This window comes from Brachybacterium sp. AOP3-A1-3, from assembly GCF_052378285.1.
Lineage (GTDB): Bacteria > Actinomycetota > Actinomycetes > Actinomycetales > Dermabacteraceae > Brachybacterium.
The window spans coordinates 337,068-363,189 of the sequence record NZ_JBQSXM010000001.1 but is presented as its reverse complement, the minus strand read 5'-3'; the positions used below and the strand labels follow the sequence as shown (position 1 = coordinate 363,189).

Sequence of the window (26,122 nt, the reverse complement as noted above, 5' to 3'; positions counted from 1 at the left end):
TCCCGGTCAAGACCACGACGCCCGTCGGGTCCGGCATCACGCCGGAACCGGCGGGCGCCGTTCTGCGTCACGGGACACCGGGCAGGCGGGAGAGCCTCGGCTCACGGGTTCACCACGTCACGGAGTGGAGCCCCGGCTCCAGATGCTGCTCGAGGCCGGGAAGCATCACGCGGGCGCGGGTGCCCTCGGGCACCTCGAGAGTCACGATCCGGGCGTCGCGATCCACGTCGACCACGATCTCGCCGTGGATCGTGCGGCGGGACAGCTCGATCCGGCCGACGGGCACATCGGGGTCCGGGACGACGTCGAACTCCCGCCACCCGTCCGGACCGCGGCGCAGCCCGGCCACGTTCTCGTGGATCCACGTCGCGGGAGTCCCCATGAAGTAGTGGGAGCAGGAGCGGGGCTCGTGCCACATCTCCATGAACGTGGAGTTCCCGGCGTCCAGCCACGCCTTCCAGCCCGGCGCCGTCGGGTTCGACAGCACCCGGAGGGCGAGCTCGCCGTGCCCGTGCGCCGAGAGCACGGGCAGCAGGAAGCGCACGCCGATGTGCCCGCAGTCGTGGTGGGCGTCGCGCCGCTCGAGGTCCGCGATTAGGTGGGAGACCACCGTGGCCACCCGGCCCGGGGGCACGACGCCGAAGGCCAGGGGCACCAGGTTGCTGGTCTGGCGGTACTCCGTGGAGCCCGGGTCGCGGTAGATCCCGCGCTGGTGGTCGAGGAAGACGGTGTTCACGGCGGCCTCGAGGCCGTTGGCGTCGTCGAGCAGCTGCGCCGGGGTGGGGACCCCGTCGATCCGGTCGCCGCGCGAGGTCCAGGGGTTACCGTCGGTCGGGCTGCCGTCGATGCTCGCGAGCTCGACCGCATGGGCGAGGGCGCGCAGGCCGTGGGCGAGGAACAGCGTCGCCGTGAGGCGCTTGTCCTCCGGAGCGGGGCCGGGACTGCCGGGTGTCAGGTAGTCGCCGAGGACCCCCGTGACGAGTCCGTCCTCGTCACGGCGCCCGAGCTCGTAGGACAGGTAGTCCGCAGCGGCCGGACCGAGCTCGCGCACGATGTCCACCTCGCCGTACTCGGTGGCGAGCTCGTCGAGGAGCTCGGGCAGCAGCGAGGTCCACTCCGGCGCGGGGGAGAGCTCCTCGTAGCCCCAGCCGGGATTCGGGGCGATCACGGAGAGTGACCCGTCCGAACGCTGGCCGTCGGCCTGGTCGCGTGCCCACTTCCGCAGCATCCGGCGCATGTCGAAGCTCGCCACCATCGCGCTCAGCCCCGTCAGGGCATCGCCGGTCCACCCGTTCTTCTCGTGCATCGGGGTGTCGGTGGGGACATGGTGCATGTTGTTCGCGAGCGACGCGCGCATCGCCGCGTCGAAGCGCACGAGGTACTCGTCCGAACTGGTCAGAGCGCTGGCAACGGAGAGATCCGCATGGGCGAGAAGTCCCGTGACCTCGAGGTCCTCGAGAGTTCCCCGGCGGGCCTGAAGCTCCACATACCGGAATCCCTTATAGCTGAACTGCGGTTCGAAGGAGGGGGAGCGGGGCCCCAGCCGCACCAGATCCTCCTGGAAGCGGTCGGTGCGGATGTGCTCGTTGTCCGCGTCGACGCTGCCGTCGGCCCGGAGCTTCTCGCCGTGGACGGCGGAGAACTCCAGGGGCTCCTGGCCGCGGAGCGTGTAGCGGCACCAGCCGGCGATCACGCGACCCATGTCGAGCACCACGCGCGCGTCCCCGGCGCTGGTGGGGCCCGGACCCTCGACGCGCGCCGGGGCGATCTCCTCCTGGACGACGACGGGCTCCTGGACCTGCAGCTGCATCCGTGGGACGGCGACCGGAGCCGCGCGGCGGGACCCGTGCCCCGGACGGTCCACGAGCACTCCCTCCCAGGCGGAGTCGTCGAAGTCGGCGTGCAGCCAGGCGTCGGGGTCCTGACCGCCCTCGAAGACCTCCCCCTCGTACATCGAGTCCGCGGAGATCGGCCCGGGCGCCGTGCGCCATCCCTCGCCGGTGGTGATCGCCCGGGAGGTGCCGTCGGCGAGCTCGAGGCGGAGGTGCGCCCAGGCTCGCACGGGGCCGCGCCAGGGTGCCTGCTCCCACCGCCACACGTTCGGGGTGGACATGTCGTGGAATCCGCGTCCCAGCGAGATGCCCAGCACGTTCGTGCCCCGCGTGAGCAGCTCGGAGACGTCCGCCTCGCACACCTGCACCCGATGCCGCGGGTCCGTCAGGCCCGGATCCAGGCGCGAGCGCCGGTAGGGGGAGCCGTTGACGAAGGCGCGGAACACGCCCAGGCCGGTCACGAGCAGCCGGGCGGACGTCGGCGGAGCGCTGAGCTCGAACGTCGTGCGGAGCAGGGGGTTCTGCGGGTCGATCCCCGGTGCGGCGATCCACCGGGCAAGGGAGGGGTTGATGTCCGCCATCGGCAGTTTCCACCTGGTTCTTCGTATCCGCGTCGACAAGTGCCGACAGTCTGGCACGCTGCCGGGCGCAGGTCCCGCAGGAGCGGTCGGACAGGCGGACAGGCGCTTGGGCGATTGGGCGATCGGGCGGGCGGACGGGACGGTCGCGGATGCGTGGGGCGTGTGAGGGTCCTGCGTGGACGCGGCCCGGCCGCCGTGGTTCCCAGCCGACGCCGGGGGAGGCCTGCCACGATGACGAGATGGATCTTCACGATGTCGGCCGCGCGGTGTGGGAGCGCATCGTGCCCGCGTCCGTCCCCGAGACGGGATGGTGGGTGCTGCTGGCCCTTGCCGTGGCGCTGGTGGCCGTCGCGATGCCGCCGCTGTGGCGACTCGCGCGGCCCGCCGTGACCATCGTGCACGAGCTCGGCCACGCGATCATCGGCATGCTCTGCGGTCGGCGCTTCACGGGCTTCGTGGTCAGCGCAGACATGTCCGGCCACGCCGTGACCGTCGGCCCCCGCCGCGGCGCCGGGCGCATCCTCTCGACGTGGGCCGGCTATCCCGCCCCGGCGATCCTGGGCACCCTGCTGATCCAGGTGGCTCTCCACGGCTGGTCGAGCACGGCCCTGTTCGCGGCGCTCATGATCCTCGTGCTCTCGCTGGTGTTCACCCGATCCGCGCACACCCTGCTGGTGGTGCTCGCGACCGCCGCCGGGATCGGCGCCGCCTGGTGGTGGGGGAGTCCCGGGCTGAACGCCCTGATCACCCTCGCGGCCGGGGTGTTCCTCCTGCTCGGCGCCTGGCGGCACCTGGGCGCGGTGATGCGCGGGGGCGACAGGTCCGACGACCCGGGCCAGCTCGCGCAGCTCACGCCCCTGCCCGCGTGGACCTGGAACCTCGGCTACGTCATCGTGCTCGCCACCTGCACGTGGTGGGCAGGGACGACGCTCATCCCGCAGGTGCTCGGCGGTCTCTGACCGGACCGCCTGGCAGTCGCCCGGCCCGGCGATCCTCCGCGCCTCGCCGCCGACCCGGGTGACGGGAGCGGCGCCAGGGTCCACACTCGAGGTGTCCTCGAGGCTCGGAGGTGGCCCGGATGGAGTGGACGAGCTGGCTCGCGCTGCTGGATGCGCAGGACTACACGATCGCCCGCGAGGTCATCCTGCGCGGGGTCGCCGCCGTGTTCGTGCTCGCCTTCCTCTCGACCCTGACCCAGTTCCCCGCGCTGCTGGGGGAACGGGGCCTGCTGCCGGTCCGCGAGCACCTGGCGCGGCCGCGGGGCCGACGGGGCCCCAGCCTGTTCCACACCCGGCTGTTCCCCTACAGCGACCGGCTTCTGCGGATGATGTGCCTGGTCGGCATGCTGCTCGGGGCGTCGGTCGTCCTCGGGCTGCCGCAGCGCGGGCCGGGCTGGACCACGATCCCGGTGTTCCTGGGGATGTGGGTCCTGTACCTCTCGATCCATTCGCTCGGTCGCACCTTCTACGGCTTCGGCTGGGAATCGATGCTCCTGGAGTGCGGATTCCTGGTCGGCTTCCTCGGGGCGCACGAGGTGGCGCCGCCCCTGCTGATCCTGTGGTTCCTGCGCTGGATGCTGCTGCGCCTCGAGTTCGGTGCGGGAATGATCAAGATGCGCGGCGATCCGGCCTGGCGGGATCTCACCGCGATGGATCACCACCACCAGACCCAGCCGATGCCCGGACCGCTCAGCCGCCTCGCCCACCTGCGGCCCCGCTGGTGGCACCGGATGGAGGTCCTCGGCAGCCACGCCGTGCAGCTCGGGGCGATCTGGCTGATCCTGCTGCCCCAGCCCCTCGCGTCGATCGGTGCGACGCTCGTGATCCTCACCCAGCTGTTCCTGGTGGTCACCGGTAACTATGCGTGGCTGAACTGGCTGACCATCCTCGTCGCCTTCTCCGCGATCAGCGACTCCTTCCTGCGCTGGATCGTCGGCGGGCCCTGGCCCGGCTGGGGATGGCAGGGCCTCCCGCTGCCGGGCACCGCAACGGACGCCTCGCCCCTGTGGTGGCACGTGCTGATCCTCGTGATCGTCGCCTTCCTGGTGGCCCTGAGCTGGCAGCCGCTGCGCAATCTGTTCTCCGCCGACCAGCTGATGAATGCGAGCTTCAACCGATTCCACCTCGTCAACGCCTACGGCGCCTTCGGCTCGATGACCACTCGTCGGTTCGAGGTGGTCATCGAGGGCACGCTGGATCCCGCGGGAGCAGGGGCCGACGAGGGCACCTGGCGGCCCTATGAGTTCCGTGGCAAGCCCGGTGACGTGCGGCGCCGGCCGGCCCAGTTCGCCCCGTACCACCTGCGACTGGACTGGCAGATGTGGTTCCTCGCGCTGCGGCCGGGCGCCGAGGACTGGTTCGTCGCACTGCTGGAGAAGCTCCGGGCCGGGGAACCGGCCATCCGCCGGCTGCTGCGCTCGGACCCGTTCGACGGAACCCCGCCCACCGCGATCCGCGTGAGGTACTTCGAGTACCGCTTCACCAACCCCGAGGAACGGCGCAGCAGCGGCGACTGGTGGGTGCGCACCGATCTCGGCGTCATCGCCCGGGTCTGAGCGTCGGGCACCGGTGGTCACGAACCACCCAGCGCGGGCCACGCACGGGCACGGACCTGTGCGGACGAGCGTGGGCGAGCGCGGAGGAGCGGTGTTCACGGGCAGAGTTCACAGAGCGTCGTGGGTGGACATGAGGTGCGTAGTCTGGCCTACGCTGTTCCCTTCCCCGCCCGACCCTCCGAGGAGCTCCATGTCCGCGATCGCCGTTCCGGCCCGCCGTCCCGTCCTGGCCGACGCCCTGGCCCCGCACCGTTCCCTTCTGCAGGATGCCGGCCTGGTCCTCGCCGGGACCGCCGTGGTCGCGCTCCTCGCCCAGATCACGATCCCGCTGCCGCTCGTGCCGATCACCGGTCAGACCCTCGGCGTGATCCTGGTCGGTGCCGCACTCGGCTCCCGCCGCGGCGCGATGGCGATGCTGACCTACCTGCTCGTCGGCCTCGCCGGCGCCCCGATCTTCGCCGAGTTCACCGGCGGACCCGCCGCGGCCCTGTCCCCGAGCTTCGGGTTCATCCTCGGATTCATCCCCGCCGCCTTCGTGGCCGGGTGGTTCGCCGAGCGCGCCTGGGATCGCAAGCCGGTCCTGGCCATGATCGGCTTCGTCGCCGCGAGCGTCGTGCCCTTCCTGGTCGGCGTGCCCTACCTCGCCATGATCCTCAACGTCGTGATGGGTGCAGAGATGGGCATCGGGGGGATCCTCGCCGCCGGCGTGTGGCCCTTCCTCGCCGGTGGCCTGGTCAAGGCCGCGATCGCCGCCGCCCTGATCCCCGCCGCCTGGAAGGGTGTGCGCGCGCTCGACGACCGCCGCTGAGCCACGCCCGTCGCGGAGCCCCGCTCGACTCTGCGGCCACGCGCCCGAGAGCCCGGCGCACCTCACCGAGTCCCTCGATCCGTGCCCTCAGGGACACGTATCGGGGGATTCGGTCTGTCGGTGGGTGATGTCGATGACGACGCGCCCGAGGGGCGTCGGCGAGTCCCTCGATTCGTGTCGTTTGTGGGACGTTTCGAGGGACTCGGCAATCGTCGCGACGTTGCGGACTCTCACGTGGTGGCGACTGACCCTCACGCGGGGGCGACTGACCCTCACGCGGGGGCGACTGACCCTCAAGTGGTGGTGACTGACCCTCACGCGGGGGCGACTGACCCTCAAGTGGTGGTGACTGACCCTCACGCGGGGGCGAGCAGACGGATCAGCAGGACCGCCAGCGCCGCCGTCACCGGGACGGTCGCGAGCACCCAGCGCAGGCGATAGGCCATGGTGATGACGAACTCCCGCAACGTGGCGGTGGGCAGGTAGGACGTCGCCGTCGGACCGCCGATCACCTCGTCGGCGAACCCGAGGCCGCGCGCCAGCAGTGCGGCACGGAAGGCGTGATAGCGGCTGGTGGTGATGATGTAGGGCCCGAGATGGCCGGCCGCGTCGAGGATCCGGTGGGAGAGGATCAGGTTCTCCTCGGTGGTGCGGGACTCGGTCTCCGCGTGCACTCGATCGGCCGGCACCCCGGCGACCTCGATCAGGTAGGAGGCCATCGCCTCGCTCTCGGCAGGATTGTGTTCGTCGCCCTTGCCACCCGAGGGCACCAGCAGCGGATCGATCCCGAGGCCGAGGAGGCGCTCGCGCTCGGCGACGGCGCGGTCCAGCCTGCTTCGCAGCAAAGGCGGCACCCGCCCGTCGAACAGGACGGAGCCGAGGACGATGATCCCCGTGCTCTCACGGTGCGGCGGGAACAGCTGGTACGGGACCGTGGCACCGAGGAACACCAGGTAGGCGAGCCCCAGGTGTCCGGCGACGGTGCCGGCGGCGATCGCGGTCCCGAGACCCAACGGCGTCCCCGTTCCCGCGAGCGCCACGACGGCACCGGGGGAGACCAGCAGCGCGATCCCTCCGAGGCCCGAGGAGAGGCGCCCGAGGAGGCTGCTCTCCCAGCGGGACACCGCCACCGATCCCACCACCACGGTGACGCCCAGGGCGAGCGCACCGATCAGCCCGAGAGCACCGGTGACGAGCAGCAGCAGCTGGCCCAACGGATGGCCCCAGAAGACCAGCACGGCGATCAACGAGGCGCTCGCGTGGACGGCCAGCAGCAGAGCGAACCCCGTGCGCACGCGGCGGCGGTCTCCCCGGAAGAGCAGCAGGTAGGCAGACCACCACAGGGCGACGGCGATCAGCACGCCCAGTACGCCCAGCACATCCAGCACTGCCGCCCCCTTCCGATGCTCGTCAGGGACATCCTGGCATCCGCAGCAGACGCCCCGGACCGGACAGTGGCGCGCCCGACATCCCGGAGCGGACCCGGCATCTGCCTGCCCGTCGGCCGTCCCGACGCCCTGCCCGTCGGCCTGCGCGACGTCCTGCCCGTCGGCCTGCCCGCGCGGAGAGGCGGACCGGCCGACGGGCAGGCGTGGGGCGCACCCCCTCAGTGCCGAGTCAGCGCCTGTTCAGCGCCACGCGAGCGCCTGGTCAGCGCCCCCTCCGCCCCCCCCCGGTCAGCGCCCCGTCGGGGCGGCGGCGAAGGGCGCGAGGTGCTGGCCGATGTGGGCGGCGAGGACGTCGGTGTGCTGTGCCTGGTTCTCGGCGACCACGGCGAGGAAGCGGTCGTGGATCGAGGCGCCCGAGGCATCCGTGCCGTTGAGCGAGTCGCCGTAGCCGACATGCAGGATCTGGCGGGCATCGGCCGAACGGATCAGCTCGGGCAGGTCCACGCCGGTCAGCGATGTCGGGGTCCGGTCCTCGTGGGCGGAGACCTGGTAGCTCGCGCGGGCCTTCACGTAGGAGGCGCGGGAGATGTCCCAGATGGCGGCGAACAGCTCCGGATCATGGGCGGCCACGACTTCGACGCCGCACAGGTAGCTGGTGCCCGAGGTCTTCAGGTGCACGAGGCCCTGGGTGGCCTCGACGCACAGCGGGTAGATCGAGAACTTGTCCGACCCGGAGTGCAGGGAGATCTTGTAGCCGCCGAACTGCTGCGAGATCGCGTGGTGGGCCTCGAGGTTCAGGCGCAGCTCCTCGGTGTTCCCGAGGAAGTCCAGACCCTTCTCGAAGCCGTCCACATAGCGCGGGGCGAAGCTGAACCAGGAGGCGCCCAGGCGCGTGAGCTCGGTGGCCATGTAGTAGTGCTCGAAGAAGGTGGTCAGCCACTTCGTCTCGTCGACGGCGAACTCGACCTCGACCTCGTGCGGCGCGTTCTCCGTGACGTGGCGGTACAGGCGCATCGACTCGACGACGGCGCGGCCGTACTTCACGACCGCGGTGAGGACGTCCTGCTCGGTGACCTCGATCTGCGAGTGGCCGACGTCCAGCGTCATCCCCACGTAGCGCTTCTTCGCGTCCTCGAGGGTGTCCTCGAGCTGGTCCCAGGGCAGCGCGGCGGCGTCGGCCTCGGTGACTCCGGCGGTGACGTCGGCGACCAGATCGCCCGGGTCCAGGGTGAACATGACGAACCCGGCCTCGAGGCCGCGGTCGATGCCCTCGGTGGTCTTGATGTGGTCGCAGTCGGCGCCGAAGCCGCTGTCCCAGCCCGCCTCGACGAGCCCGAAGATCGCGTCGTCCATGACGGACCGGGCGCTGCGGCCCAGGCGGTCCATCTCACGGATCGACTGCTGCGCGAGGACCGGCATGACGCTCCCGCCCTGCGTGCCGAAGGCGCGGGCCTGGCCCGGGGTCGCGAGGCCGGTGCGGTCGCCGGTGCCGACGGAGGTGCGGTGGCCGCCGATCAGCTGCGGGCGCAGGGCCGGGAAGGCGGATTGCAGCGCCTTCGCGTTCGCCGTGGTCAGGGGACCGGTGAGCACGTGGCCGTCGCCGGCCGCGGAGGCCTCGCCCTCGAAGGCGGACAGAGCTTCGGCGGCGGAGGCCTCGAGCTGCAGGGAGCGGACGGAGCCGTCGTAGCGGATGCTCGCCGCGAGGGAGTCGGTGCGCAGGGTCATGGGGTTCTCCGATCAGAGGTGGGTGATGGTGCAGTCGTGGTTGTCGGGCGGGGGCACTGGTCGGATCACGGTCTCGCCGCGAGGTCCAGGAGCACCTTGACCTCGCTCGTGGAGCCGGCCGCGGCGGCCTCGAGCGCGCCGCGCGCCTCGGTGAACGGGACCACGAGGGTGCGGATCGGTGAGACGTCGACCGCGCCGGAACGCAGCAGCTCGATGAGGGTGGGGAAGACCTCGCGGCTGTTGCGCGAGCCGAGCACGGTCAGCTCCTTCTTGATCAGCAGCGACTGGTTGAACGTGACCTCGGCGGTGCCGTTGCCGATCAGCGCCAGGCGGGCACCGATCGCGGCTGCCTCGATCGCACCCAGGAAGGAGACCGGCAGCCCGGTCGCCTCGCAGACCACGTCGAAGCCGTCACCGTCGGTCGCCGCGTCGACGATCTCCGACAGCTCCGCCCCGCTGAGGTCGATCGTGCCGGCGGCACCGAGCCGATCGGCGAGCTCCAGGCGGGAGGGGACCACGTCCGCGATCCAGACCTGTGCGCCGCGGGTGAGGGCGGAGAGCATCGTGAGCAGGCCGATCGCTCCGGCTCCGAGCACGAGCACACGGTCCGACGGGCCGACGTCCGCCCGGAGCACCGCGTGATAGCCGATGGAGAAGGGCTCGACGAGGGCGAGGTCGCGAGGGTCCACCCCGTCGGCCCGGTGCAGGCGGTCCAGCGGCATCGTGAGCAGCTCCTGGAAGGCTCCGTCGCGGTGCACGCCCATGGTCTCGTTGTGCTCGCAGGCGTTGATCAGGCCGCGGCGGCAGGAGTAGCAGGTGCCGTCCTGGAAGTACGGGACACCGGTGACCACGTCGCCCACCTGGAGCCCGGCGCTGTCGCCGTCGGCCGCGCGGATCTCCACGATCTCGGCCGAGAACTCGTGGCCCGGGACCCGGGGGTAGGTCGTGAAGGGCTGGGTGCCGCGGAAGGTCTGGATGTCCGAGCCGCAGATCCCGGCGTAGAGCACGCGCAGCAGCGCCTCACCGGGGGCAGGGATCGGGTCGTCGATCTCGGCGACCATGGCGGCGCCGGGGGTCGTCACCTGCAGTGCTCTCATGGTGCTCCTGTCCGAGGTCTGCGTGATGGGCGGGGATGCGCACGACCATCGTAAACGATTGCATACCCTGGGCCTGCGGGGAAGGGGTGTTTATGCCGTAGGATTCCGTGTGACTGCAAAAGTTGCAGTGGGCACGAACCGTGGCCACGGCCACGGCCACGGCCACGGCCACGACGACGACCACGACACGAACCACGACCTGGAGGCGCCGCATGGCCACGACCCTCAAGGACGTCGCGGCGCTCGCAGGCGTCTCCGTCGCGACCGCCTCGCGCTCCTTCCAGCGACCGGAGCTCGTGGGCACGACCTCGCGCGACAAGGTCCTCGCCGCCGCCGCCGACCTCGGCTACAGCCCCAACCGCAGCGCCCGCGCCCTCATCACCGGCCGCGCCGGGGTCTACGGCGTGATCGTGCCGGACCTCGAGAACCCCTTCTTCCCCGCCGTGCTGAAGGGGGCGCAGGCCCGTGCCCACCAGCTCGGCTCCCAGCTGCTGATCACGGACGCGGGGGAGGCCCCGGAGGGCGAGCTGCCGCTGGTGCGCACCCTCGCTGCCCAGGTCGACGGGATCGTGCTGTGCTCGAGCCGGATGACCGAGGATTCCCTGCGCGAGGCCGCGGACATCACCCCGCTCAGCCTCGTCAACCGGGTGTCCCCGGTGCTGCCCGGCGTCTTCGCGGATCCGATCCCCGGGATCCCCTCGGCCATCCGCCACCTCCATCGCATGGGGCACCGCCACGTCGGGTACGTCGGCGGGCCCAGCGTGAGCCGATCCGACGCCGTGCGCCGGCCCATGATCGAGCGGACCTGCACCGAGGCCGGCATGGACTGGACGGACATCGGCTCCTTCCCACCCACCGTCGACGGCGGCCGCAGCGGCGCCGAGGCGGTGCTGCTCACCGACGTCACCGCGGTGCTCGTCTACAACGACTTCATGGCGCTGGCTCTGATGGAGCGCCTGCGCAGCTTCGGCGTCGACGTGCCCGGGGAGATCAGCGTGGTGGGCTGGGACGACATCGAGTTCTCCTCCCTCGTGACCCCGGGGCTCAGCACTGTGCGGGTGCCCCGCTACGACATGGGTGTCACCGCGATCGACCTGCTCCACGACGGCGGCAGCCGCCGCAACGGCGAGAGCCATCTCGAGAGCCAGGGCGCCAGCGGTGACGAGGATGCCCACGGCCGGAGCCCGAAGCATGCCCGGATCGGCCTGCCCACACAGTTCGTCCCCCGCGGATCGACCGCGAAGGCCATCGCTCGCGAGTAGCCTGCGGCCATGAGCGAGCTGAGCACATCGATCGACGCGGTCCCCGGAGTCGGCAGGCCGGCCGCCCGCGCCCTGGCCGAGCAGGGACTGGACAGCGTCGGCGACCTCGTCGGCGCGGACTGGACGCAGCTCGCGCGGCTGCACGGCGTCGGCCCCGCGGCCGGTCGTCGCCTCCAGCAGGTCCTCGAGGAGCACGGCGAATCCCTGGTGGACCCGCCTGCTCCGCGCAGCGGCGGGGCGACGGTCACCCGCGGCAGCACCGGGCGCAGCGCGAAGGACATCAGGACCCATGCGACGACGGTCGACCCGGCCCAGTACGTCGCGGGCCTGAGCGCCCGGCGCAGTCGTGAGGGCCAGCAGCTTCTGGAGCTGTTCGGCGAGGCGACCGGGGAGCAGGCCGTCATGTGGGGTCCGAGCATGATCGGCTACGGCGAGACCCACTACGTGTACGCCTCGGGCCGCGAAGGGGACACCTTCCATCTCGGCTTCAGCCCTCGCGCGGCGGACCTCGCCCTCTACGGGCTGGTGAGCGCCCCGCGGTCCGACGAGCTGCTCGACCGGCTCGGGAAGCACCGGCGCGGTGCGGCGTGCGTGTGGGTCCGGAAGCTCGAGGACGTGGACCTCGACGTCCTGCGCGACCTCGTCGAGCATGCCTGGGCGTCGGACCCCACGGCCTGCTGAACCTCCCCGACGTGTGAACTCGCTGTGCGCGGCCATCCGGAGCTTGCCGGGGAGATGGTCCTCACCACGGTGGGCCCCGGGCGAGGGTGCCCTGGGCCGCATGCGGTGGTCGATCGTTAGGCATGCACCGGGCAACAGGCCTACGCTTCCGCGAGGTGCCCCGGAGCGAGCTTCGTCCGGGTGCCACGGACCGTCGTCGAGAGGATCATCCATGGAGCTGCCGGGAGGCATGCCCCGACGCGCTGATCGGGTGCCGGTCGCGCGCCGGAAATCGCGTGCCGGACTGCTGATCGTCGCGATCGGCGCCGTCATGGTGATCCTCTATGCCACCGTGTTCAAGACCCTGATGGGCGCCGACGGCGAGGATCATTCCTGGATCGGGGCGATCTACTGGACGATCACCACGATGTCGACCCTCGGCTACGGCGACATCACCTTCTCGACGGACCTGGGCCGGCTGTTCTCCCTGCTCGTGCTCCTCAGCGGCGTCGTCTACATGCTGGTGCTGCTGCCCTTCTTCGTCATCCAGTACGTCGTCACCCCCTGGCTGGATCGACGGCGCACGGCCCGCACGCCCCGCAAGGTGCCGGCCCAGCTGCGTGACCATGTCCTGCTGGTGGGCTCCGACGCGGTCACCCAGGCGTTCGCCGCGCGGGCGGAGCGCTCCGAGGTCCCCGCGGTGCTCGTCGTGGAGGATCCGGTCGAGGCCGGACAGCTGCATGACCAGGGGCGCCAGGTGGTCGTCGGCCCTCTGGACTCCGCCCAGACCTATCGCAGCGCCGGGGCGGACCGTGCGCGCATGGTCGCCTCGACGCTCTCCGACACCGCGAACACGAACGTCGCCTTCACGGTCCGTCAGGTCTGCGGGGACGTCCCGGTCGCGGTCACCGCGAGCAAGCCGGTCTCGGTGGACGTGCTCTCCCTCGCCGGCTCCGACCACGTGCTCGAGCTTGGCGCGGTGCTGGGCCAGGAGATGGCCGGGCGCGTGCTGGGCTCGACGGGCAGGATCCATCGCATCGGCAGCTTCGGGGACACCCTCATCGCCGAGGCCGCGGTGCGCGGCACCTCGCTCGTGGGGAAGACGCTGGGCGAGGCCATCGCGGAGCTCCGCTCCTGCGTGAGGATCCTGGCGATCATGCGCAAGGGGCGTCTTCGCCCGCTGAAGCCCGAGCTGCCGATCACCGAGCAGACGGTGCTGATCCTCGCGGGGGAGTCCGCCGAGCTCGACGCCTACGACGAGCAGTTCCAGGTCCTGGAGCAGTCCGAGGACCCGGTGATCATCCTCGGCGGCGGCCGGGTGGGTCGTTCGGCCTCCCGCGAGCTCACCGCCCAGGGAGTCCCCAACACGATCGTCGAGCAGCTGCCGGGCCGGGTCGAGAACTCGTACTCCGCACTCGAGGGGACGGCGAACTACACGGTCGTGGACGGTGACGCCGCGGACCAGCGGGTCCTGCGCAGGGCCGGGCTCGAGAGCGCCTCGGCCGTGCTGGTCACGCCGCGCGATGACGATCTGAACGTGTACCTCACCCTGTTCTGCCGGCGCCTGCGCCCCGAGCTCCAGGTGGTCTCGCGCGCGACCTACGAGCGCAACGTCGCCACGCTGTACCGCGCCGGGGCCGACGGGGTCCTCTCGTACGCGACCATCGGCGCCACCGATCTGTGGAACCACGCCGGGCTCAGCCATCGTGTGCTGGTGGCCGAGGGCAATGAGCTGTTCCTGGTGCCGCGGCCCTCCTCCCTCGTGTGGCGCTCCGTCCGGGATGCCGAGGTGCATCGTCGTACCGGCTGCCACATCGTGGCCGTGGCGGGGGACGACGGCACGCTCAGCTATGACACCGAGTCGATCCCCTCGGCGCCGGGCAAGCTGCTGCTGCTCGGTGATCGCCACGCCGAGCGACGCTTCCGGGAGACGTATCTGCGGCGCGGTCGCCGGGGCCGACGGGTCGCCGTCTCCCGCTAGCCTGGTCGGACGCCGTCGTCCCCCGCCACCACCTCGATCCGCATCCCCTCCAGGAGAGACATGCCTGCCGCACCCGTGAAGCTCGCCGTCGGCGACATCGCCCCCGATCTCGATCTGCCCACCGCCGGCGGAGGCCGGATCAGCCTGTCCGAGCTGCGCGGCGCCCCGGCGCTGCTGTGGTTCTACCCGGCCGCCAACACGTCTCTGTGCACCAAGCAGGCCTGCGACCTGCGCGACAACCACCAGATGTTCCTCGACGCCGGCTACCGCGTCGTGGGGATCTCCCCGGATCCGGTGGCGGAGCTCGACCGCTTCGTGGCGGAGCAGGAGCTGCCCTACACCCTCGCGGGCGACGAATCGCACCAGGTGATGGAGGCCTACGGCGCCTGGGGCGAGAAGAACATGTACGGCAAGAAGGTCCAGGGCACGATCCGTTCGACGTTCGCGATCGACGCCGAGGGTGTGCTGACCTTCGTGAAGTACCGCGTGGGCACCCCGAAGCACATCGCGCTGCTGCAGGAGAAGCTCGGGCTCTGATCCCGGCTCCGGATCACGCCTGCCCGGGGGAGCGATGCCGGCGCGAGGTCGTGCGGGAGCACCCGTCCGACGGTGGTGGTCGGCACATGTGACGTGATCTGCGCGCTCCCGCTTTGGCGCACCCCGCGCGCTCCCGTATGCTGTTCCGGCATGCCCAGTTCGACCCGGGCATCAGGAGACGTGGCAGAGCGGCCGAATGCGCTCCCCTGCTAAGGGAGTAGGCGACAAAAATCGCCTCGGAGGTTCAAATCCTCTCGTCTCCGCCGACGGCAAGGCCCCTGTACTGCGAGAACATCGCGGGACAGGGGCCTTGTCCATGCTCTGCCGACGGGCCGACGGGCCGACGGGCCGACGCTCAGAGGCTCTCGCCGGTGCCCTCGCCGATCGTCGTCCATTCGGGGCCGGAGTTCTCCAGCAGATCGGGATCGCGCACCACGTCGGACTCGACGCCCGCACGCAGACGACCCGCGAGCTCCTGCAGCGACTCGCGCAGCAGGGCGCGCGCACGGGAGCCGTCGCCCTCGGCGAGCGCCTCCAGCAGGGCTTCATGGGTGGAGGTGAGGTCGGCGCGCACGCCGAAGCCCAGCGGGTCGGAGAAGCTGCCCATCCGGGTGAGGATCACGATGGTGTTCATCGCGGTGCTGAGGAAGCGGTTCTGGGTGATCTCCGCGAGCTGCTGGTGCAGGTCGAGGTCGGCGTTGCCGGCTTCGATGAGCTGCTCGGCCGCGAGAGCCGTGCGGCTGCGCTCGAGCGAGGCGCGCAGCGGGGCGAGCAGCGCGTCGATCTCCGCCGTCCCGCCGCGGCGGCGCAACGTGCTGATCGTGTCCGCCACGATCGTGGCGGACTGCATCTCGATCCCGAGGCGGTAGTCGATGAAGTCCGACATCGTCCCGGCGTCCATACGGGTGACGAACAGGCCGCGACCGGGGATCTGGGTGAGCAGGCCGTCGCGCACCAGGCGCTGGCAGGCCTCGCGCAGGGACGAGCGGGAGATCCCCATCTGGCGGGACACCTGCACCTCGGGGATCCCGTCGCTGGGGCGGAGGTCGCCGTAGTAGATGGCGTTGCGCAGCTCGAGCTCGGCCTGATCGATGATCGAGGGCCGACGCAGCGGCTGCATCATGGGCAGCTGCACTCGTTCCAGACGAGAGGTCATCGCCGTTCTCCTTGCTCCTGCGCGGTCCACTTCCGCGTCGCGTCATCGTAGAACGCGGGAGACCTCACGTCAGCATGGGAGGACCGGTGCAGTCGCTCGATTCACTCGGGGACCTCGCCGGGGCGTGGTCCGAGGCGCGGTCCGGGGCCGCGGACCGGAGCGGACGCGGGACGAGTTCCGAGCGGGTTACGACCCCATCACGAAACGTGGACGGGGTACGACCCACTCGGCCAACACCTATAACGTGGACAGGAATCCGATATCCAGAGATCAGATTGTCCGACAGCTCAGCATCGAGCAGCCAGCGCGCGTCGGCCGGTCGATCGCTCAGCGAGAGGGAACTCCCCATGCACAATCGCCGTACATTCTTCCGAGGGACCGGCCTCGTGCTGTCCGCCGCGGCACTGGGCGGCAGCCTGGCCGCCTGCAGCCAGACGAGCACCGGCGGCGGTGGCGATTCCAGCGATGGTGGCGGCGACGATCTGCTGTCCAAGCTCCAGAAGGCCGGCAAGATCACCGTCGGCTTCGCGGGGGAGGCGCCCTACAGCTTCGACGACAACGGAGAGCTGACCGGCGCGACCGTGGCCATGCACCGTGAGATCTTCGGCGAACTCGGCATCGACGAGGTCGAGGGCAAGCTCACCGACTGGAACTCACTGATCCCGGGCCTGAACTCCCAGCAGTTCGACGCGGTCAGTGCCGGCATGTCGATCCTCCCCGAGCGCTGCGCCGAGGCCGCCTTCAGCGAGCCGGAGTTCCAGTACACGACCGCGCTCATGGTGCCCGCGGGCAACCCCGAGAACCTCGAGAACATGGACTCCTTCGTCGACTCCGGTCTCACCGTCGCCACCATGAGCGGCGCGGTCGAGAGCACCTACGCGAAGGACCTCGATCTCGACAGCATCGAGGTCGGCGGCCCGCAGGACGGCGTGGACGCCGTCACCAGCGGCAACGCGGACGCCTTCGCGCTCACCGCGATCTCCCTGAACTGGCTGGCCGACAACTCCAACACCGACCTCGAGGTGACCGAGAGCTTCGTCGCCGAGATCGACGGGGTGAAGCAGGTCGGCGCCGGCGGCACCGTCTTCCGCAAGGCGGACACCTCGCTGCTGGACGCGTACAACGAGAAGCTCGCCGAGATCATCGCCGATCCGGAGCGGTACCTCTCCATCGTCGGTGAGTTCGGCTTCTCCGAGGAAGAGCTCCCCCCGGAGGATATGACCGCTGAGATCCTGTGCTCCGGCGATCTGTCGTCCCTGCAGTGACCTCTGACGATCTCGTCCATACCGCTCCGGCGCGCCCCGATCTGGGACGCGCCGGAGCGGCGCGAGTCGAGGAGGTGATCCGCCCATGGATGGTGTGATGGGCTTCTTCGAGCAGCTCGGACCCAATATCGAGATCCTCGGCGCACGGATGCCGCAGGTCCTGGAAGGTGTCCAGGCCACCGTGCTGGCCACCGCGCTCGGTGGCCTGCTGGCACTGGTGATCTCCTTCGTGTTCGGCATCGCTCAGACCGTGAAGGTCGCCGTTGTGCGCATCCTCGCGCGCATCTTCGTGGAGTTCTTCCGCGGCACCTCGCTCATGGTCCAGCTGTTCTGGCTCGCTTTCGTGCTGCCGCAGCTGCCCTATCCGTTCGGGTGGCAGCTCACCCCCCTCGCCATCGGCGTGCTGGCGCTGGGGCTGAACTACGGGGCCTACGGCGCCGAGGTGGTGCGCGGCTCGATCGGCTCGGTGCCCAAGGGGCAGTACGAGGCGCTCAGCGCGCTGAGCCTCTCCCCGGCGCGCGGCATGTTCCGCGTGATCATCCCGCAGGCCTGGGCCTTGATGATCCCCTCGCTGTCGAACCTGTGGATCCAGCTGCTCAAGGGCAGCGCCATCGTCAGCACGGTGCTGCTCTACGACCTCTACTTCCGGGTGGAGCAGGTGCGTGATCAGACCGGCACGTGGTTCGCGTTCCTGTTCGCCCTGGTCGCGTACTACCTCATCGCCTGGGTGATCGTCATCATCATGAACGCTCTCGAAGTCCGGGCCAAGCACAAGATCGGCCGGGGCCCGGCGCTGTCGAAGTCGCTCGGATCCCTGCTGCGTTCCCCGGGCAGTGCCGCTGTGGCGAAGGGAGGACTGGCATGAACGAGTCCTGGTGGTCCTGGGACCACGCCGCCGCCGTCTTGCCCCTGCTGTTGGAGGGCTTCTTCAAGTACACCCTGGTGGCGACCGTGCTCGGCACGCTCATCGCCGTGGTGCTGGGCCTGGTCGTGGCGATGATCCGACGGATCGCGCCAGCCGTCATCCGCACTCCGGTGACCTGGGTCGTGGAGTTCATCCGGATGACGCCGCTCGTGGTCCAGCTGGTGTTCGCGAACCTGGTGCTCTCGCCCTACCTCGACTCGACGCTCGCGATCGGCATCTGGGTGCTCGGCATCCACTACACGACCTATATGGCCGAGGTGTACCGCGCCGGCATCGACTCCGTGCCCAAGGGACAGTGGGAGGCGGCCACCGCGCTGTCGCTCCCGTTGCTGCGCACCTGGCGGGCGGTCGTCATCCCGCAGGCGATCCGCAGCACCCTGCCGTCGCTGGGCAACTACGCGATCTCGATGTTCAAGGAGACGCCGTTCCTCTCCCTCATCTACGTCCTGGAGATGGTGCGCGTCGCCCAGACCTACGGCGGGGACACCTTCCGGTACACCGAGTCGATCACGCTCGCCGGCCTGATCTTCCTGGTCGCGAGCTATCCGACGTCCGTTCTGATCCGACGACTGGAGAAGAAACTTGCCTGAGAACACCGCCCCCGAGGGGGCATCCGCCACCGGTGCTCCGCACATCGAGTTCCGAGACGTGGTCAAGAGGTTCGGCGACAACACCGTGCTGAACGACCTCAACTTCACCGTCGCGAAGGGGGAGCGCGTCACCCTGATCGGGCCCTCCGGCTCCGGCAAGACGACGATCCTGCGCCTGGTGATGACCCTCGAGGAGCTCACCGACGGGTTCATCCATGTCGGGGGGACCCCCCTGCAGTACGAGGACCGGGGCGGGAAGCGCGTTCGCGTCTCGGACAAGGCCCGCCGTCGCACCACCACGCAGATCGGGATGGTGTTCCAGCACTTCAACCTGTTCCCGAACATGACGGTGCTGGAGAACATCACCGAGGCGCCCATCCACGTCATGGGTCTGTCCAAGGCCGAGGCGGTTTCCAAGGCCGAGGGCCTGCTGGAGAAGGTCGGCATGAGCGACAAGCGGGACTTCAACCCCTCGCAGCTCTCCGGTGGTCAGCAGCAGCGCGTGGCGATCGCCCGCGCGCTGGCGATGGACCCCGAGATCCTGCTGCTGGACGAGGTCACCTCGGCGCTGGATCCCGAGCTGGTGGGGGAGGTGCTCGCGGTGCTGAAGGAAATCGCCGCCGAGACGGACATCTCGATGCTGATCGTGACCCACGAGATGCAGTTCGCCCGGGACGTCTCGGACCGGGTGATGATGTTCGATCAGGGATCGATCGTCGAGGAGGGCTCGCCGGAGAAGATCTTCAGCGACCCCGGCCACCAGCGCACCAGGGACTTCCTGCACGCCGTGCTCTGACCTCGAGCTCTGACCTCGAGCTCTGACCCCATGCTCTGACCTCCAGCTCTGACTCCGGCCTCAGTCCCGACTTGTCTCGTCCTGTCTGTTCTCGTCCCGTCCGCAGACCGGTCCGCGGCAGGGCTTCCCGTCCCGTCGCGATAGTCTGTGCCCGTTCGTTCCGCGCCGAGGCGGTCGCCCCAGCTGTCGGCGGCCGCTGTGTGGCGCCGCCGACCCCAGGAGGCCCCGTGCCAGAATCCGACGCCATCGCCGTCCCGACCTTGACGAGCGAGTTCCCCGTCGTCGGCGATGATCCCCATATCGATGCACCGTTGCGAGCGACAGTCCGTCGCCTCTCGACGCTGCTCGGTCGCACCCTCGCTGACCAGCATGGTCAGGAGATGCTGGATCTCGTCGAGCAAGTCCGCAAGCTGACCAAGGACGCGAAGTCCTCGGACTCCGAGGCCGAGGCCCGAGATGTCCAGGAGCGTCTCGCCGAGCTCCCGCTCGAACAGGCGACGGCGCTGACCCGTGCCTTCGCCCAGTACTTCCTGCTGGCCAATGCGGCCGAGCAGGTCTACCGGGTCCGCTCCCTGCAGGAGCGGCCCTCCTCGGAGTCGTGGGTCCCGCGCACCGTCGCGGCCGTGCACGAGTCCGTGGGTCCGGAGGGTCTGCAGGAGGCCGTCGACTCGCTCGACGTGCGCCTGATCTTCACCGCGCATCCCACCGAGGCCTCCCGTCGGGCGGTGCTGACCAAGCTCCGCAAGATCTCGGACATCCTCGAGAACGACACCGAGGACGGCACGACCGAGCGGCGCCGGCAGGATCATCTGCTCTCCGAGCTCATCGAGTCCCTGTGGCAGACGGACGAGCTGCGTCGCCAGCGTCCGACCCCTCAGGACGAGTCGCGCAACGTGCTCTACTACCTGACCCAGCTGTACCGCCAGACCATGCCGGGGTTCCTCGACGATCTGCGCGAGGAGCTGCGCGCCCATGGCGCCGACCTGCGCGAGCGTCAGGTGCCGCTGCGGTTCGGGTCCTGGATCGGCGGCGACCGCGACGGCAACCCGTACGTCACCGCGGAGGTCACCCGTGAGGTGCTCCAGCTCCAGGCCGAGACCGCGGTCGAGCTGGCGATCGACGTCGTCTCCGAGCTCATCGGCGACCTGTCGATCTCCAGCGAGATGACCGGTGACGACGAGGAGCTGCGCGCGAGCATCGAGGCGGATCTCGCCTTCGACTCCGAGGTCGACGAGGTGCAGCAGCGGATGTTCGAGCAGGAGCCCTACCGGCTCAAGCTCGGCACGATGCGCGGCAAGCTCAAGGCCACCGGTGAGCGGATCCGCACCAGCGAGCCGCATGTGCATGGCAAGGACTACTACGACTCCGAGGAGCTGCAGGACGATTTCGCCGTGCTGCGCGGAGCCCTGGCCCGCCACGGCGGTCGTCGGGCGGCCGACGGGGCGATCGCTGTCGCCCAGCAGGTCCTCGCCGGCTCCGGCCTGAACCTCGCCATCCTCGACGTGCGCGAGCACTCCGAGAAGCACCACGAGGTGCTGGCCCGTCTCTTCGACCGGGTCGGGGAGCTGGACCGTCCCTACGCGGAGCTCAGCCGCGACGAGCGCACGAAGGTGCTGGCCGCGGAGCTCGCGAACCGCCGTCCGCTGGTCGGCACGGCCCTCGCCGAGGACGAGACGATCCTCGACGACGCCACCCGCACCACCTACAAGGTGTTCGGCGAGATCCGGGACGCGCACCGGCAGTACGGCCAGTCCTCGATCGAGACCTACATCGTCTCCATGACGCATGGCGCCGACGACATCCTCGCCGTCGCCCTGCTCGCCCGTGAAGCCGGCCTGGTCACCCTTCCCGGTGGCGACGAGAACCGGTCGGACATCAGCTTCGCGCCGCTGCTCGAGGAGGTCGCCGAGCTGCGTCACGCCGGGGAGATCCTCGACGAGATGCTCAGCGATCCGTCCTACCGGGAGATCGTGCGCCTGCGCGGCGACCTCCAGGAGGTCATGCTCGGCTACTCCGACGGCAACAAGGATTCCGGCGTCATCACGAGCCAGTGGGAGATCCACCAGGCTCAGCGCCTGCTGCGCGATGTCGCCGCCCGCCACGGGGTGACGCTGCGGCTGTTCCATGGCCGCGGCGGGTCCGTCGGCCGTGGTGGCGGCCCGACGTACGACGCGATCCTGGCTCAGCCGTACGGCGTGCTCGAGGGCGAGATCAAGTTCACCGAGCAGGGTGAGGTCATCTCGGACAAGTACACGCTGCCCACGCTGGCCCGGGAGAACCTGGACCTGTCGCTGGCCGCGGTGCTCGAAGGCTCGGCGCTGCATACCGCGCCGCGCTCGACGCCCGAGCAGCTGGAACGCTTCGGCGAGGTCATGCAGCAGGTCTCCGACGCCTCCTATGCGCGCTACCGCACGCTGGCGGACGACCCGGATCTGCCGGAGTACTTCGTGACCTCGACGCCGGTCGAGCAGCTCGGCGACCTGAACATCGGCTCGCGCCCCTCCAAGCGCGCGACCTCCGAGAAGGGCCTGGACGGTCTGCGGGCCATCCCGTGGGTCTTCGGCTGGACCCAGTCCCGACAGATCGTGCCGGGCTGGTTCGGGGCAGGCTCCGGTCTGAAGGCCGCTCGTGAGGCGGGCCTCGAGCCCGATCTCCACGACATGCTGCGCAACTGGCACTTCTTCCGCACCGTGATCAGCAACGTCGAGATGACGCTCGCGAAGACGGACATGGCGATAGCCGGGCACTACGTGCACTCGCTGGTGCCGGAGCGGCTGTGGCCGCTGTTCGACCGCATCAAGGCGGAGTTCGAGCTGTCGGTCGCCGAGATCGAGCGTCTCACCGGGGTGCTGGACCTGCTGGACAACCAGCCGGTGCTCAAGCGCACGCTCGCCGTGCGCGACCGGTACCTGGATCCGATCTCCTACATGCAGGTCGCGATGCTGCAGCGTGCCCGGGCCGCCACGGCCCGCGGTGAGGAGCTCTCCCCGGAGCTGCAGCGTGCGCTGCTGACCACCATCAACGGTGTGGCCGCCGGTCTGAAGAACACCGGCTGAGCCGTCCCGTGCCACAGGGAAGGGCCCCGACGATCCTGAGGATCGTCGGGGCCCTTCCCTGTGCGCTACCCGGCTCGAGCATCGCCCGACGTCGATGTGTGCGTGCCGGCGAGCTGCGCCCGACGGTGAGCTACGCCCGACGGTGAGCTGCGCCCGACGGTGAGCTGCGCCCGACGGTGAGCTGCGCCCGACGGTGAGCTGCGCCCGACGGTGAGCTGCGCCCGACGGTGAGCTGCGCCCGACGGTGAGCTGCGCCCGACGGTGAGCTGCGCCCCACGGCCCGGTCGGTCGCTCCTCTTCCGTGCGGCGAGTGCGACCTTGGAGCCGTCATTCGTGCCCGAGGGCAGCGCCAACGTCGCACTCGATCAGCGTGGCGGGTAGACCTCAGAAATCCGGGACCAGACCCGGACCCGGTAGCCCGTCCCAGGAGCGCGCCTCGGTAGCGCGTCTCGGGAGCGCAGCCCGGCGGCTCAGCGACCGGTGCCGTCGACCGCGAACTCGTCGATGCGGGTGAGCTCCTCCGGGGTGAAGGTGAGGTTCTCGGTGGCGCCGATGTTCTGCTCGAGCTGACGCACCGAGGAGGCACCGACCAGTGCGGTCGCCACGGCCTGGTGGCGCAGGACCCAGGACAGGGCGAGCTGGGCGAGGCTCTGGCCGCGCTCGTGGGCGATCTCGGTCAGGGCGCGCATGCGGGTCTGGTAGGTCGTGTCGTGGACCTGACGCGAGGTGAGCGACCCGCCCGTCCCGCTGGCCCGGGATCCGTGGGGCACCTCGGACATGTACTTGTTGGTCAGCAGCCCCTGCTGGAGCGGCGAGAAGACGGCCAGGCCGATCTCCAGGTCCTCGACTGTCTCGAGCAGCCCGTTCTCGATGTGCCGGTTGAACATCGAGTAGGAGGGCTGGTGGATGAGCAGCGGGGTGCCGAGGTCGGCGAGGATCTCCGTCGCCTCCCGGGTCTTCTCGGGGGAGTAGTTCGAGATCCCGGCGTACAGGGCCCTGCCGCTGCGCACCGCGTGGTCGAGCGCCCCCATCGTCTCCTCGAGCGGGGTCGCGGGGTCCTCGCGGTGGTGGTAGAAGATGTCGACGTGGCCCAGGCCCATCCGTCGCAGGGACTGGTCCAGGGAGTTGAGCAGATACTTCCGCGAGCCACCGTCGCCGTAGGGGCCGTCCCACATCCCGTAGCCGGCCTTGGTGGAGATCACGAGCTCATCGCGATGGTGGCGGAAATCCTGCTCGAGGATCCGGCCCACATGGGTCTCGGCGCTGCCCGGAGGCGGACCGTAGTTGTTGGCCAGGTCGAAGTGGGTCACTCCGAGGTCGAAGGCACGGCGCACGATGGCGCGGAGGACCTGCAGGTCGCGGCCCTCACCGAAGTTCTGCCAGAAGCCCAGCGAGACCGGGGGCAGGCGCAGCCCGGAACGGCCCACCCGCCGATACGGGACGTTCTCGTAGCGATGGGGGGACGGGGTGAAGGCGTCGGTGCTCATGCCGGCAGTTTAGTCGCCCCGGTCACATGACACGACGACGAGTGCAGGTCAGAGCTCGTGGAGAGGACGCTCCATGACGTCCATGCCCAGTCCCGCGATCTGCAGCCCCGCGGGATCGCCCGCGAAGGGCACGGCCACGCCGGTGCGCACGAAGCCGTGCCGCTCGTACCAGGCGTGCAGTTCCGGCCGGGACTGCAGGACCCGGATCATGAGCACGTCGACCCCGTCGCGCTGCAGGTGATCGCTCTGGGCGGTGAGGAGGCTGCGCCCGAGCCCGCGGGACTGGGCCGACGGATGCACGGCGAACAGCCCCAGCTCCGCACGGACGAGCCCGTCGGCGTCGGCCGGTTCTCGACGGGTGTAGCAGCACCCGACGATCTCGTCTTCGTGGATGCCCTCGTCCGCGCCCTCCGCTGTGCCCTCGCGGGCGGTGCCGTGCTCGCCCTCGCGGGCAGTGCTCTGCTCGCCCTCGCGGGCAGTGCTCTGCTCGCCCTCGGCGCCGGGGTCAGCGTCGGACGGCGCGGTCCCGGACGGGGTGCGCACGGCGACCAGGAGGGTGACGGCCGGATCGGCGACCATGTCGCGTACTTCCGTGGAGTCCGTCCGGGTGCCCGTGACCAGGTGCGCCTCCGTGGTCCAGCCGCCGGTGCCGCGATAGGCGGCCTGTGCCAGCGCGACGATGTGCTCGACGTCGTCCTCACGGGCGGGCCGGATCGCGATCGTGGAGGTCAGGGTGGTGACAGGGTTGGGGACGGTCATCGGATCACCTCGGCGCGTTGCAGGGCGGAGAGCAGGGTGTGGCCATCGGGCGCGCTCACGACCAGCGGCGTGAGGTCTCCGTGGCTGCGCCGCTCGAGGGGGCGCAGAGTGCCGTGGGCGAGCAGCTGCTCGGATTCTGTCAGCTGACGGATCACGATCGCCTCGACGAGCTCGGGACGCTCGGCGGCGAAATCGGCGTAGGTCGACGGGTCGTGCTGTCCGTCATCGCCGACCAGGAGCCAGCGATGCTCCGGGAAGGTCTCGGCCAGGCGCCGCAGCGCCCGTTCCTTGTGCTCCCGGCCGGAGCGGAAGAACCCGGTGTTCGTGGGTCCCCAGTCGGTCAGGAGCAGCGGACCGTCGGGGTACCCGTTCTTGTAGAGGAACCTCTTGAGCACCGGGAACACGTTCCAGGCGCCCGTGGACAGGTACAGCACCGGCATCTCGGGGTACTGCCGGGCGAGGCGCTGGTAGAGCATCGGCATGCCCGGCACGACCTGGCGGGAGGACTGGTGGACCACGAAGGCGTTCCAGAAGGCCAGCAGCGGGCGCGGCAGCAACGTCACCATCACCGTGTCATCGATGTCGCTGACCAGGCCCACGGTGGCCTCGGGGGCGAAGATGGTGACGTCGGCGGCCACCTCGTTGCCGGAGACCGTCCACAGCAGCGCCTCGTGCTGACCGGGCTCGAGGTCGACGTCGAGCTGGACGTCGACGATCCCGGTGCGGTCCGCACGCGCGCTGAACTGCTGACCACCGATCCGGATGGTGACGGTGCGGAAGGGTGCGACCTGGCTCGCGAAGTTGCGCCACCCCCGCACGGCCATGGTGCGCATGTCGTGGACCGGCTGGTCATGGAAGTCGGCCGGAGCACCGGGTGAGGCGTAGAGGACCTTCGCCAGCACCCTGACCTGCGTCGGAGAGCCGTATCCGTGGAACGGCTGGAGCCGGAGATCCCAGTGCAACCGTTGCAGTGCTCTGCCCACGGTGGCGTTCTTGACGTCCTCGAAACGGGCCGACCAATGAGGACGCCTCCGGCCCGGACCTCCACCGGCCGCGCGGGACGCGGATCGGGAGGAGGCCAGGCCGGAGGCGGCTCGACGGGAGGAGGGCACCTGGTCTCAGAGGCCTCGGGCCATTTTCAGCCAGGCACCGTCGGGATCATCTTCGATGATCTCCCAGCGGTCCCCGGTGTCCTCGAATCCGAGGGCCTGGTAGAGAGACTGCGCAACCTCGTTCTTGGGGCCGACGTACAGCGTGACGGTGTCCGCCTCGTCCTCACGGGACCAGTCGAAGACCGCGTCGGCGAGCTTTCCGGCGATACCGCCCTTACGTGCGCTCGGCAGCACCCACATCGCCTGGAGCTCACGCTCGTTGGCGGGGGAGTCGCCCTCGTGGCGAACTGCCACGACCGCGACCGGCTGGCCTGCTTCGACCGCGAGGAACCACGCGGCCTCACGAACGCGCTTCTTCCAGATGGAGTCCTCGTAGGTCGACTCCTTCTCCCAGCTCTGCCCGAAGGCCGAGGGGTCGGTGCTGAGAGACCGGAGACGGATCTCGCGCACGAGCGACCAGTCGTCGTCGTGGGCGCGGATGATTTCGGCCATGGCTGTCCTCCTGAGCCGTCGTGGCATGGTCACTGCCATCTTGTACTCGTGACCTTACC

General features: G+C 70.1%; 21 protein-coding genes and 1 tRNA gene. 13 read left to right on the top strand and 9 right to left on the bottom strand.

Annotation, left to right across the window (positions count from 1 at the left end; all coding sequences use genetic code 11):
• Positions 1–109 precede the first annotated feature (109 nt).
• Entirely contained in the window at positions 110–2,413 is a 2,304-nt protein-coding gene (locus ACT3T5_RS01640; RefSeq protein WP_444593392.1) for a family 78 glycoside hydrolase catalytic domain, read from the bottom strand.
• 239 nt (positions 2,414–2,652) lie between these two features.
• Here ACT3T5_RS01640 and ACT3T5_RS01635 point away from each other — a divergent pair, with 239 nt between their 5' ends.
• The 3 genes from ACT3T5_RS01635 to ACT3T5_RS01625 all read left to right on the top strand — a co-directional run bounded on the left by ACT3T5_RS01635 (position 2,653) and on the right by ACT3T5_RS01625 (position 5,775).
• A complete protein-coding gene (locus ACT3T5_RS01635) occupies positions 2,653–3,372 on the top strand; it encodes a M50 family metallopeptidase (RefSeq protein WP_444593391.1) in 720 nt (239 codons plus the stop codon).
• 119 nt (positions 3,373–3,491) lie between these two features.
• Positions 3,492–4,967 (top strand): lipase maturation factor family protein, encoded by a 1,476-nt coding sequence (locus ACT3T5_RS01630; RefSeq protein ID WP_444593390.1) that lies wholly within the window; start codon positions 3,492–3,494, stop codon positions 4,965–4,967.
• 190 nt (positions 4,968–5,157) lie between these two features.
• Positions 5,158–5,775, top strand: coding sequence for a biotin transporter BioY (locus tag ACT3T5_RS01625; protein ID WP_444576447.1), 618 nt, complete (start codon positions 5,158–5,160; stop codon positions 5,773–5,775).
• Positions 5,776–6,131: 356 nt separating this feature from the next.
• Here the strand turns inward: ACT3T5_RS01625 and ACT3T5_RS01620 are convergent, their stop codons facing one another.
• From ACT3T5_RS01620 to ACT3T5_RS01610, 3 genes are all read right to left on the bottom strand, one after another.
• On the bottom strand, positions 6,132–7,163 hold the full coding sequence (locus ACT3T5_RS01620; RefSeq protein WP_444593389.1) for a YdcF family protein: 1,032 nt from the start codon (positions 7,161–7,163) through the stop codon (positions 6,132–6,134).
• 288 nt (positions 7,164–7,451) lie between these two features.
• Positions 7,452–8,888 carry a tagaturonate epimerase family protein gene (locus ACT3T5_RS01615; protein WP_444593388.1) on the bottom strand — a complete coding sequence of 479 codons (1,437 nt, stop codon included), beginning with the start codon at positions 8,886–8,888 and terminating at the stop codon, positions 7,452–7,454.
• 65 nt (positions 8,889–8,953) lie between these two features.
• Positions 8,954–9,985, bottom strand: coding sequence for a zinc-binding alcohol dehydrogenase family protein (locus tag ACT3T5_RS01610; protein ID WP_444593387.1), 1,032 nt, complete (start codon positions 9,983–9,985; stop codon positions 8,954–8,956).
• Positions 9,986–10,197: 212 nt separating this feature from the next.
• Here ACT3T5_RS01610 and ACT3T5_RS01605 point away from each other — a divergent pair, with 212 nt between their 5' ends.
• The 5 genes from ACT3T5_RS01605 (at position 10,198) to ACT3T5_RS01585 (ending at position 14,688) form a co-directional block, all read left to right on the top strand.
• Positions 10,198–11,247 (top strand): LacI family DNA-binding transcriptional regulator, encoded by a 1,050-nt coding sequence (locus ACT3T5_RS01605; RefSeq protein WP_444593386.1) that lies wholly within the window; start codon positions 10,198–10,200, stop codon positions 11,245–11,247.
• 9 nt (positions 11,248–11,256) lie between these two features.
• Positions 11,257–11,928 carry a helix-hairpin-helix domain-containing protein gene (locus tag ACT3T5_RS01600; protein WP_444593385.1) on the top strand — a complete coding sequence of 224 codons (672 nt, stop codon included), beginning with the start codon at positions 11,257–11,259 and terminating at the stop codon, positions 11,926–11,928.
• 211 nt (positions 11,929–12,139) lie between these two features.
• On the top strand, positions 12,140–13,888 hold the full coding sequence (locus tag ACT3T5_RS01595) for a potassium channel family protein (RefSeq protein ID WP_444576441.1): 1,749 nt from the start codon (positions 12,140–12,142) through the stop codon (positions 13,886–13,888).
• A gap of 60 nt (positions 13,889–13,948) precedes the next feature.
• On the top strand, positions 13,949–14,425 hold the full coding sequence (locus ACT3T5_RS01590) for a peroxiredoxin (protein ID WP_444576440.1): 477 nt from the start codon (positions 13,949–13,951) through the stop codon (positions 14,423–14,425).
• Positions 14,426–14,599: 174 nt separating this feature from the next.
• Positions 14,600–14,688: transfer RNA gene (locus ACT3T5_RS01585), tRNA-Ser, on the top strand.
• 92 nt (positions 14,689–14,780) lie between these two features.
• Here the strand turns inward: ACT3T5_RS01585 and ACT3T5_RS01580 are convergent.
• Positions 14,781–15,581: a GntR family transcriptional regulator gene (locus tag ACT3T5_RS01580; protein WP_444576439.1), complete on the bottom strand. Its 801-nt coding sequence runs from the start codon at positions 15,579–15,581 to the stop codon at positions 14,781–14,783.
• A gap of 347 nt (positions 15,582–15,928) precedes the next feature.
• Between ACT3T5_RS01580 and ACT3T5_RS01575 the strand changes: the two genes are divergently transcribed.
• The 5 genes from ACT3T5_RS01575 to ppc all read left to right on the top strand — a co-directional run bounded on the left by ACT3T5_RS01575 (position 15,929) and on the right by ppc (position 22,213).
• A complete protein-coding gene (locus tag ACT3T5_RS01575) occupies positions 15,929–16,846 on the top strand; it encodes a transporter substrate-binding domain-containing protein (protein ID WP_444576438.1) in 918 nt (305 codons plus the stop codon).
• Between the two features lie 85 nt (positions 16,847–16,931).
• Positions 16,932–17,711 carry an amino acid ABC transporter permease gene (locus tag ACT3T5_RS01570; RefSeq protein ID WP_444593384.1) on the top strand — a complete coding sequence of 260 codons (780 nt, stop codon included), beginning with the start codon at positions 16,932–16,934 and terminating at the stop codon, positions 17,709–17,711.
• The gene (ehuD, locus tag ACT3T5_RS01565; protein WP_444576436.1) at positions 17,708–18,361 is read left to right on the top strand and encodes an ectoine/hydroxyectoine ABC transporter permease subunit EhuD; all 654 of its coding nucleotides are present in this window, start codon (positions 17,708–17,710) and stop codon (positions 18,359–18,361) included. The genes ACT3T5_RS01570 and ehuD overlap by 4 nt, the downstream gene beginning before the upstream one ends.
• Positions 18,354–19,157 (top strand): ectoine/hydroxyectoine ABC transporter ATP-binding protein EhuA, encoded by an 804-nt coding sequence (ehuA, locus tag ACT3T5_RS01560; protein WP_444576435.1) that lies wholly within the window; start codon positions 18,354–18,356, stop codon positions 19,155–19,157. The genes ehuD and ehuA overlap by 8 nt, the downstream gene beginning before the upstream one ends.
• A 227-nt stretch (positions 19,158–19,384) precedes the next feature.
• Positions 19,385–22,213 carry a phosphoenolpyruvate carboxylase gene (ppc, locus tag ACT3T5_RS01555; RefSeq protein WP_444576434.1) on the top strand — a complete coding sequence of 943 codons (2,829 nt, stop codon included), beginning with the start codon at positions 19,385–19,387 and terminating at the stop codon, positions 22,211–22,213.
• A 470-nt stretch (positions 22,214–22,683) separates the two neighbouring features.
• Here ppc and ACT3T5_RS01550 read toward each other — a convergent pair whose 3' ends face one another.
• The 4 genes from ACT3T5_RS01550 to ACT3T5_RS01535 form a co-directional block, all read right to left on the bottom strand.
• Positions 22,684–23,700 (bottom strand): aldo/keto reductase, encoded by a 1,017-nt coding sequence (locus ACT3T5_RS01550; protein ID WP_444576433.1) that lies wholly within the window; start codon positions 23,698–23,700, stop codon positions 22,684–22,686.
• A 48-nt stretch (positions 23,701–23,748) separates the two neighbouring features.
• Positions 23,749–24,459, bottom strand: a complete 711-nt coding sequence (locus ACT3T5_RS01545) for a GNAT family N-acetyltransferase (protein WP_444593383.1) — start codon at positions 24,457–24,459, stop codon at positions 23,749–23,751.
• Positions 24,456–25,442, bottom strand: a complete 987-nt coding sequence (locus tag ACT3T5_RS01540; RefSeq protein ID WP_444576431.1) for an App1 family protein — start codon at positions 25,440–25,442, stop codon at positions 24,456–24,458. Before ACT3T5_RS01540 ends, ACT3T5_RS01545 begins: the two co-directional genes overlap by 4 nt.
• Positions 25,443–25,577: 135 nt before the next feature.
• Positions 25,578–26,063, bottom strand: coding sequence for a GNAT family N-acetyltransferase (locus tag ACT3T5_RS01535; RefSeq protein ID WP_444576430.1), 486 nt, complete (start codon positions 26,061–26,063; stop codon positions 25,578–25,580).
• Positions 26,064–26,122 lie beyond the last annotated feature (59 nt).

Excerpts from the sequence above, each read along its gene's own strand:
- ACT3T5_RS01575 (WP_444576438.1), top strand. The coding sequence starts at position 15,929 with ATGCACAATCGCCGTACATTCTTCCGAGGGACCGGCCTCGTGCTGTCC.
- ACT3T5_RS01635 (WP_444593391.1), top strand. The coding sequence starts at position 2,653 with ATGGATCTTCACGATGTCGGCCGCGCGGTGTGGGAGCGCATCGTGCCC.
- ACT3T5_RS01590 (WP_444576440.1), top strand. The coding sequence starts at position 13,949 with ATGCCTGCCGCACCCGTGAAGCTCGCCGTCGGCGACATCGCCCCCGAT.
- ACT3T5_RS01605 (WP_444593386.1), top strand. The coding sequence starts at position 10,198 with ATGGCCACGACCCTCAAGGACGTCGCGGCGCTCGCAGGCGTCTCCGTC.
- ACT3T5_RS01610 (WP_444593387.1), bottom strand. The coding sequence starts at position 9,985 with ATGAGAGCACTGCAGGTGACGACCCCCGGCGCCGCCATGGTCGCCGAG.
- ACT3T5_RS01535 (WP_444576430.1), bottom strand. The coding sequence starts at position 26,063 with ATGGCCGAAATCATCCGCGCCCACGACGACGACTGGTCGCTCGTGCGC.
- ACT3T5_RS01595 (WP_444576441.1), top strand. The coding sequence starts at position 12,140 with ATGGAGCTGCCGGGAGGCATGCCCCGACGCGCTGATCGGGTGCCGGTC.
- ehuD (WP_444576436.1), top strand. The coding sequence starts at position 17,708 with ATGAACGAGTCCTGGTGGTCCTGGGACCACGCCGCCGCCGTCTTGCCC.
- ACT3T5_RS01625 (WP_444576447.1), top strand. The coding sequence starts at position 5,158 with ATGTCCGCGATCGCCGTTCCGGCCCGCCGTCCCGTCCTGGCCGACGCC.
- ACT3T5_RS01550 (WP_444576433.1), bottom strand. The coding sequence starts at position 23,700 with ATGAGCACCGACGCCTTCACCCCGTCCCCCCATCGCTACGAGAACGTC.
- ACT3T5_RS01630 (WP_444593390.1), top strand. The coding sequence starts at position 3,492 with ATGGAGTGGACGAGCTGGCTCGCGCTGCTGGATGCGCAGGACTACACG.
- ACT3T5_RS01580 (WP_444576439.1), bottom strand. The coding sequence starts at position 15,581 with ATGACCTCTCGTCTGGAACGAGTGCAGCTGCCCATGATGCAGCCGCTG.
- ACT3T5_RS01545 (WP_444593383.1), bottom strand. The coding sequence starts at position 24,459 with ATGACCGTCCCCAACCCTGTCACCACCCTGACCTCCACGATCGCGATC.
- ACT3T5_RS01600 (WP_444593385.1), top strand. The coding sequence starts at position 11,257 with ATGAGCGAGCTGAGCACATCGATCGACGCGGTCCCCGGAGTCGGCAGG.
- ACT3T5_RS01640 (WP_444593392.1), bottom strand. The coding sequence starts at position 2,413 with ATGGCGGACATCAACCCCTCCCTTGCCCGGTGGATCGCCGCACCGGGG.
- ACT3T5_RS01615 (WP_444593388.1), bottom strand. The coding sequence starts at position 8,888 with ATGACCCTGCGCACCGACTCCCTCGCGGCGAGCATCCGCTACGACGGC.
- ACT3T5_RS01570 (WP_444593384.1), top strand. The coding sequence starts at position 16,932 with ATGGATGGTGTGATGGGCTTCTTCGAGCAGCTCGGACCCAATATCGAG.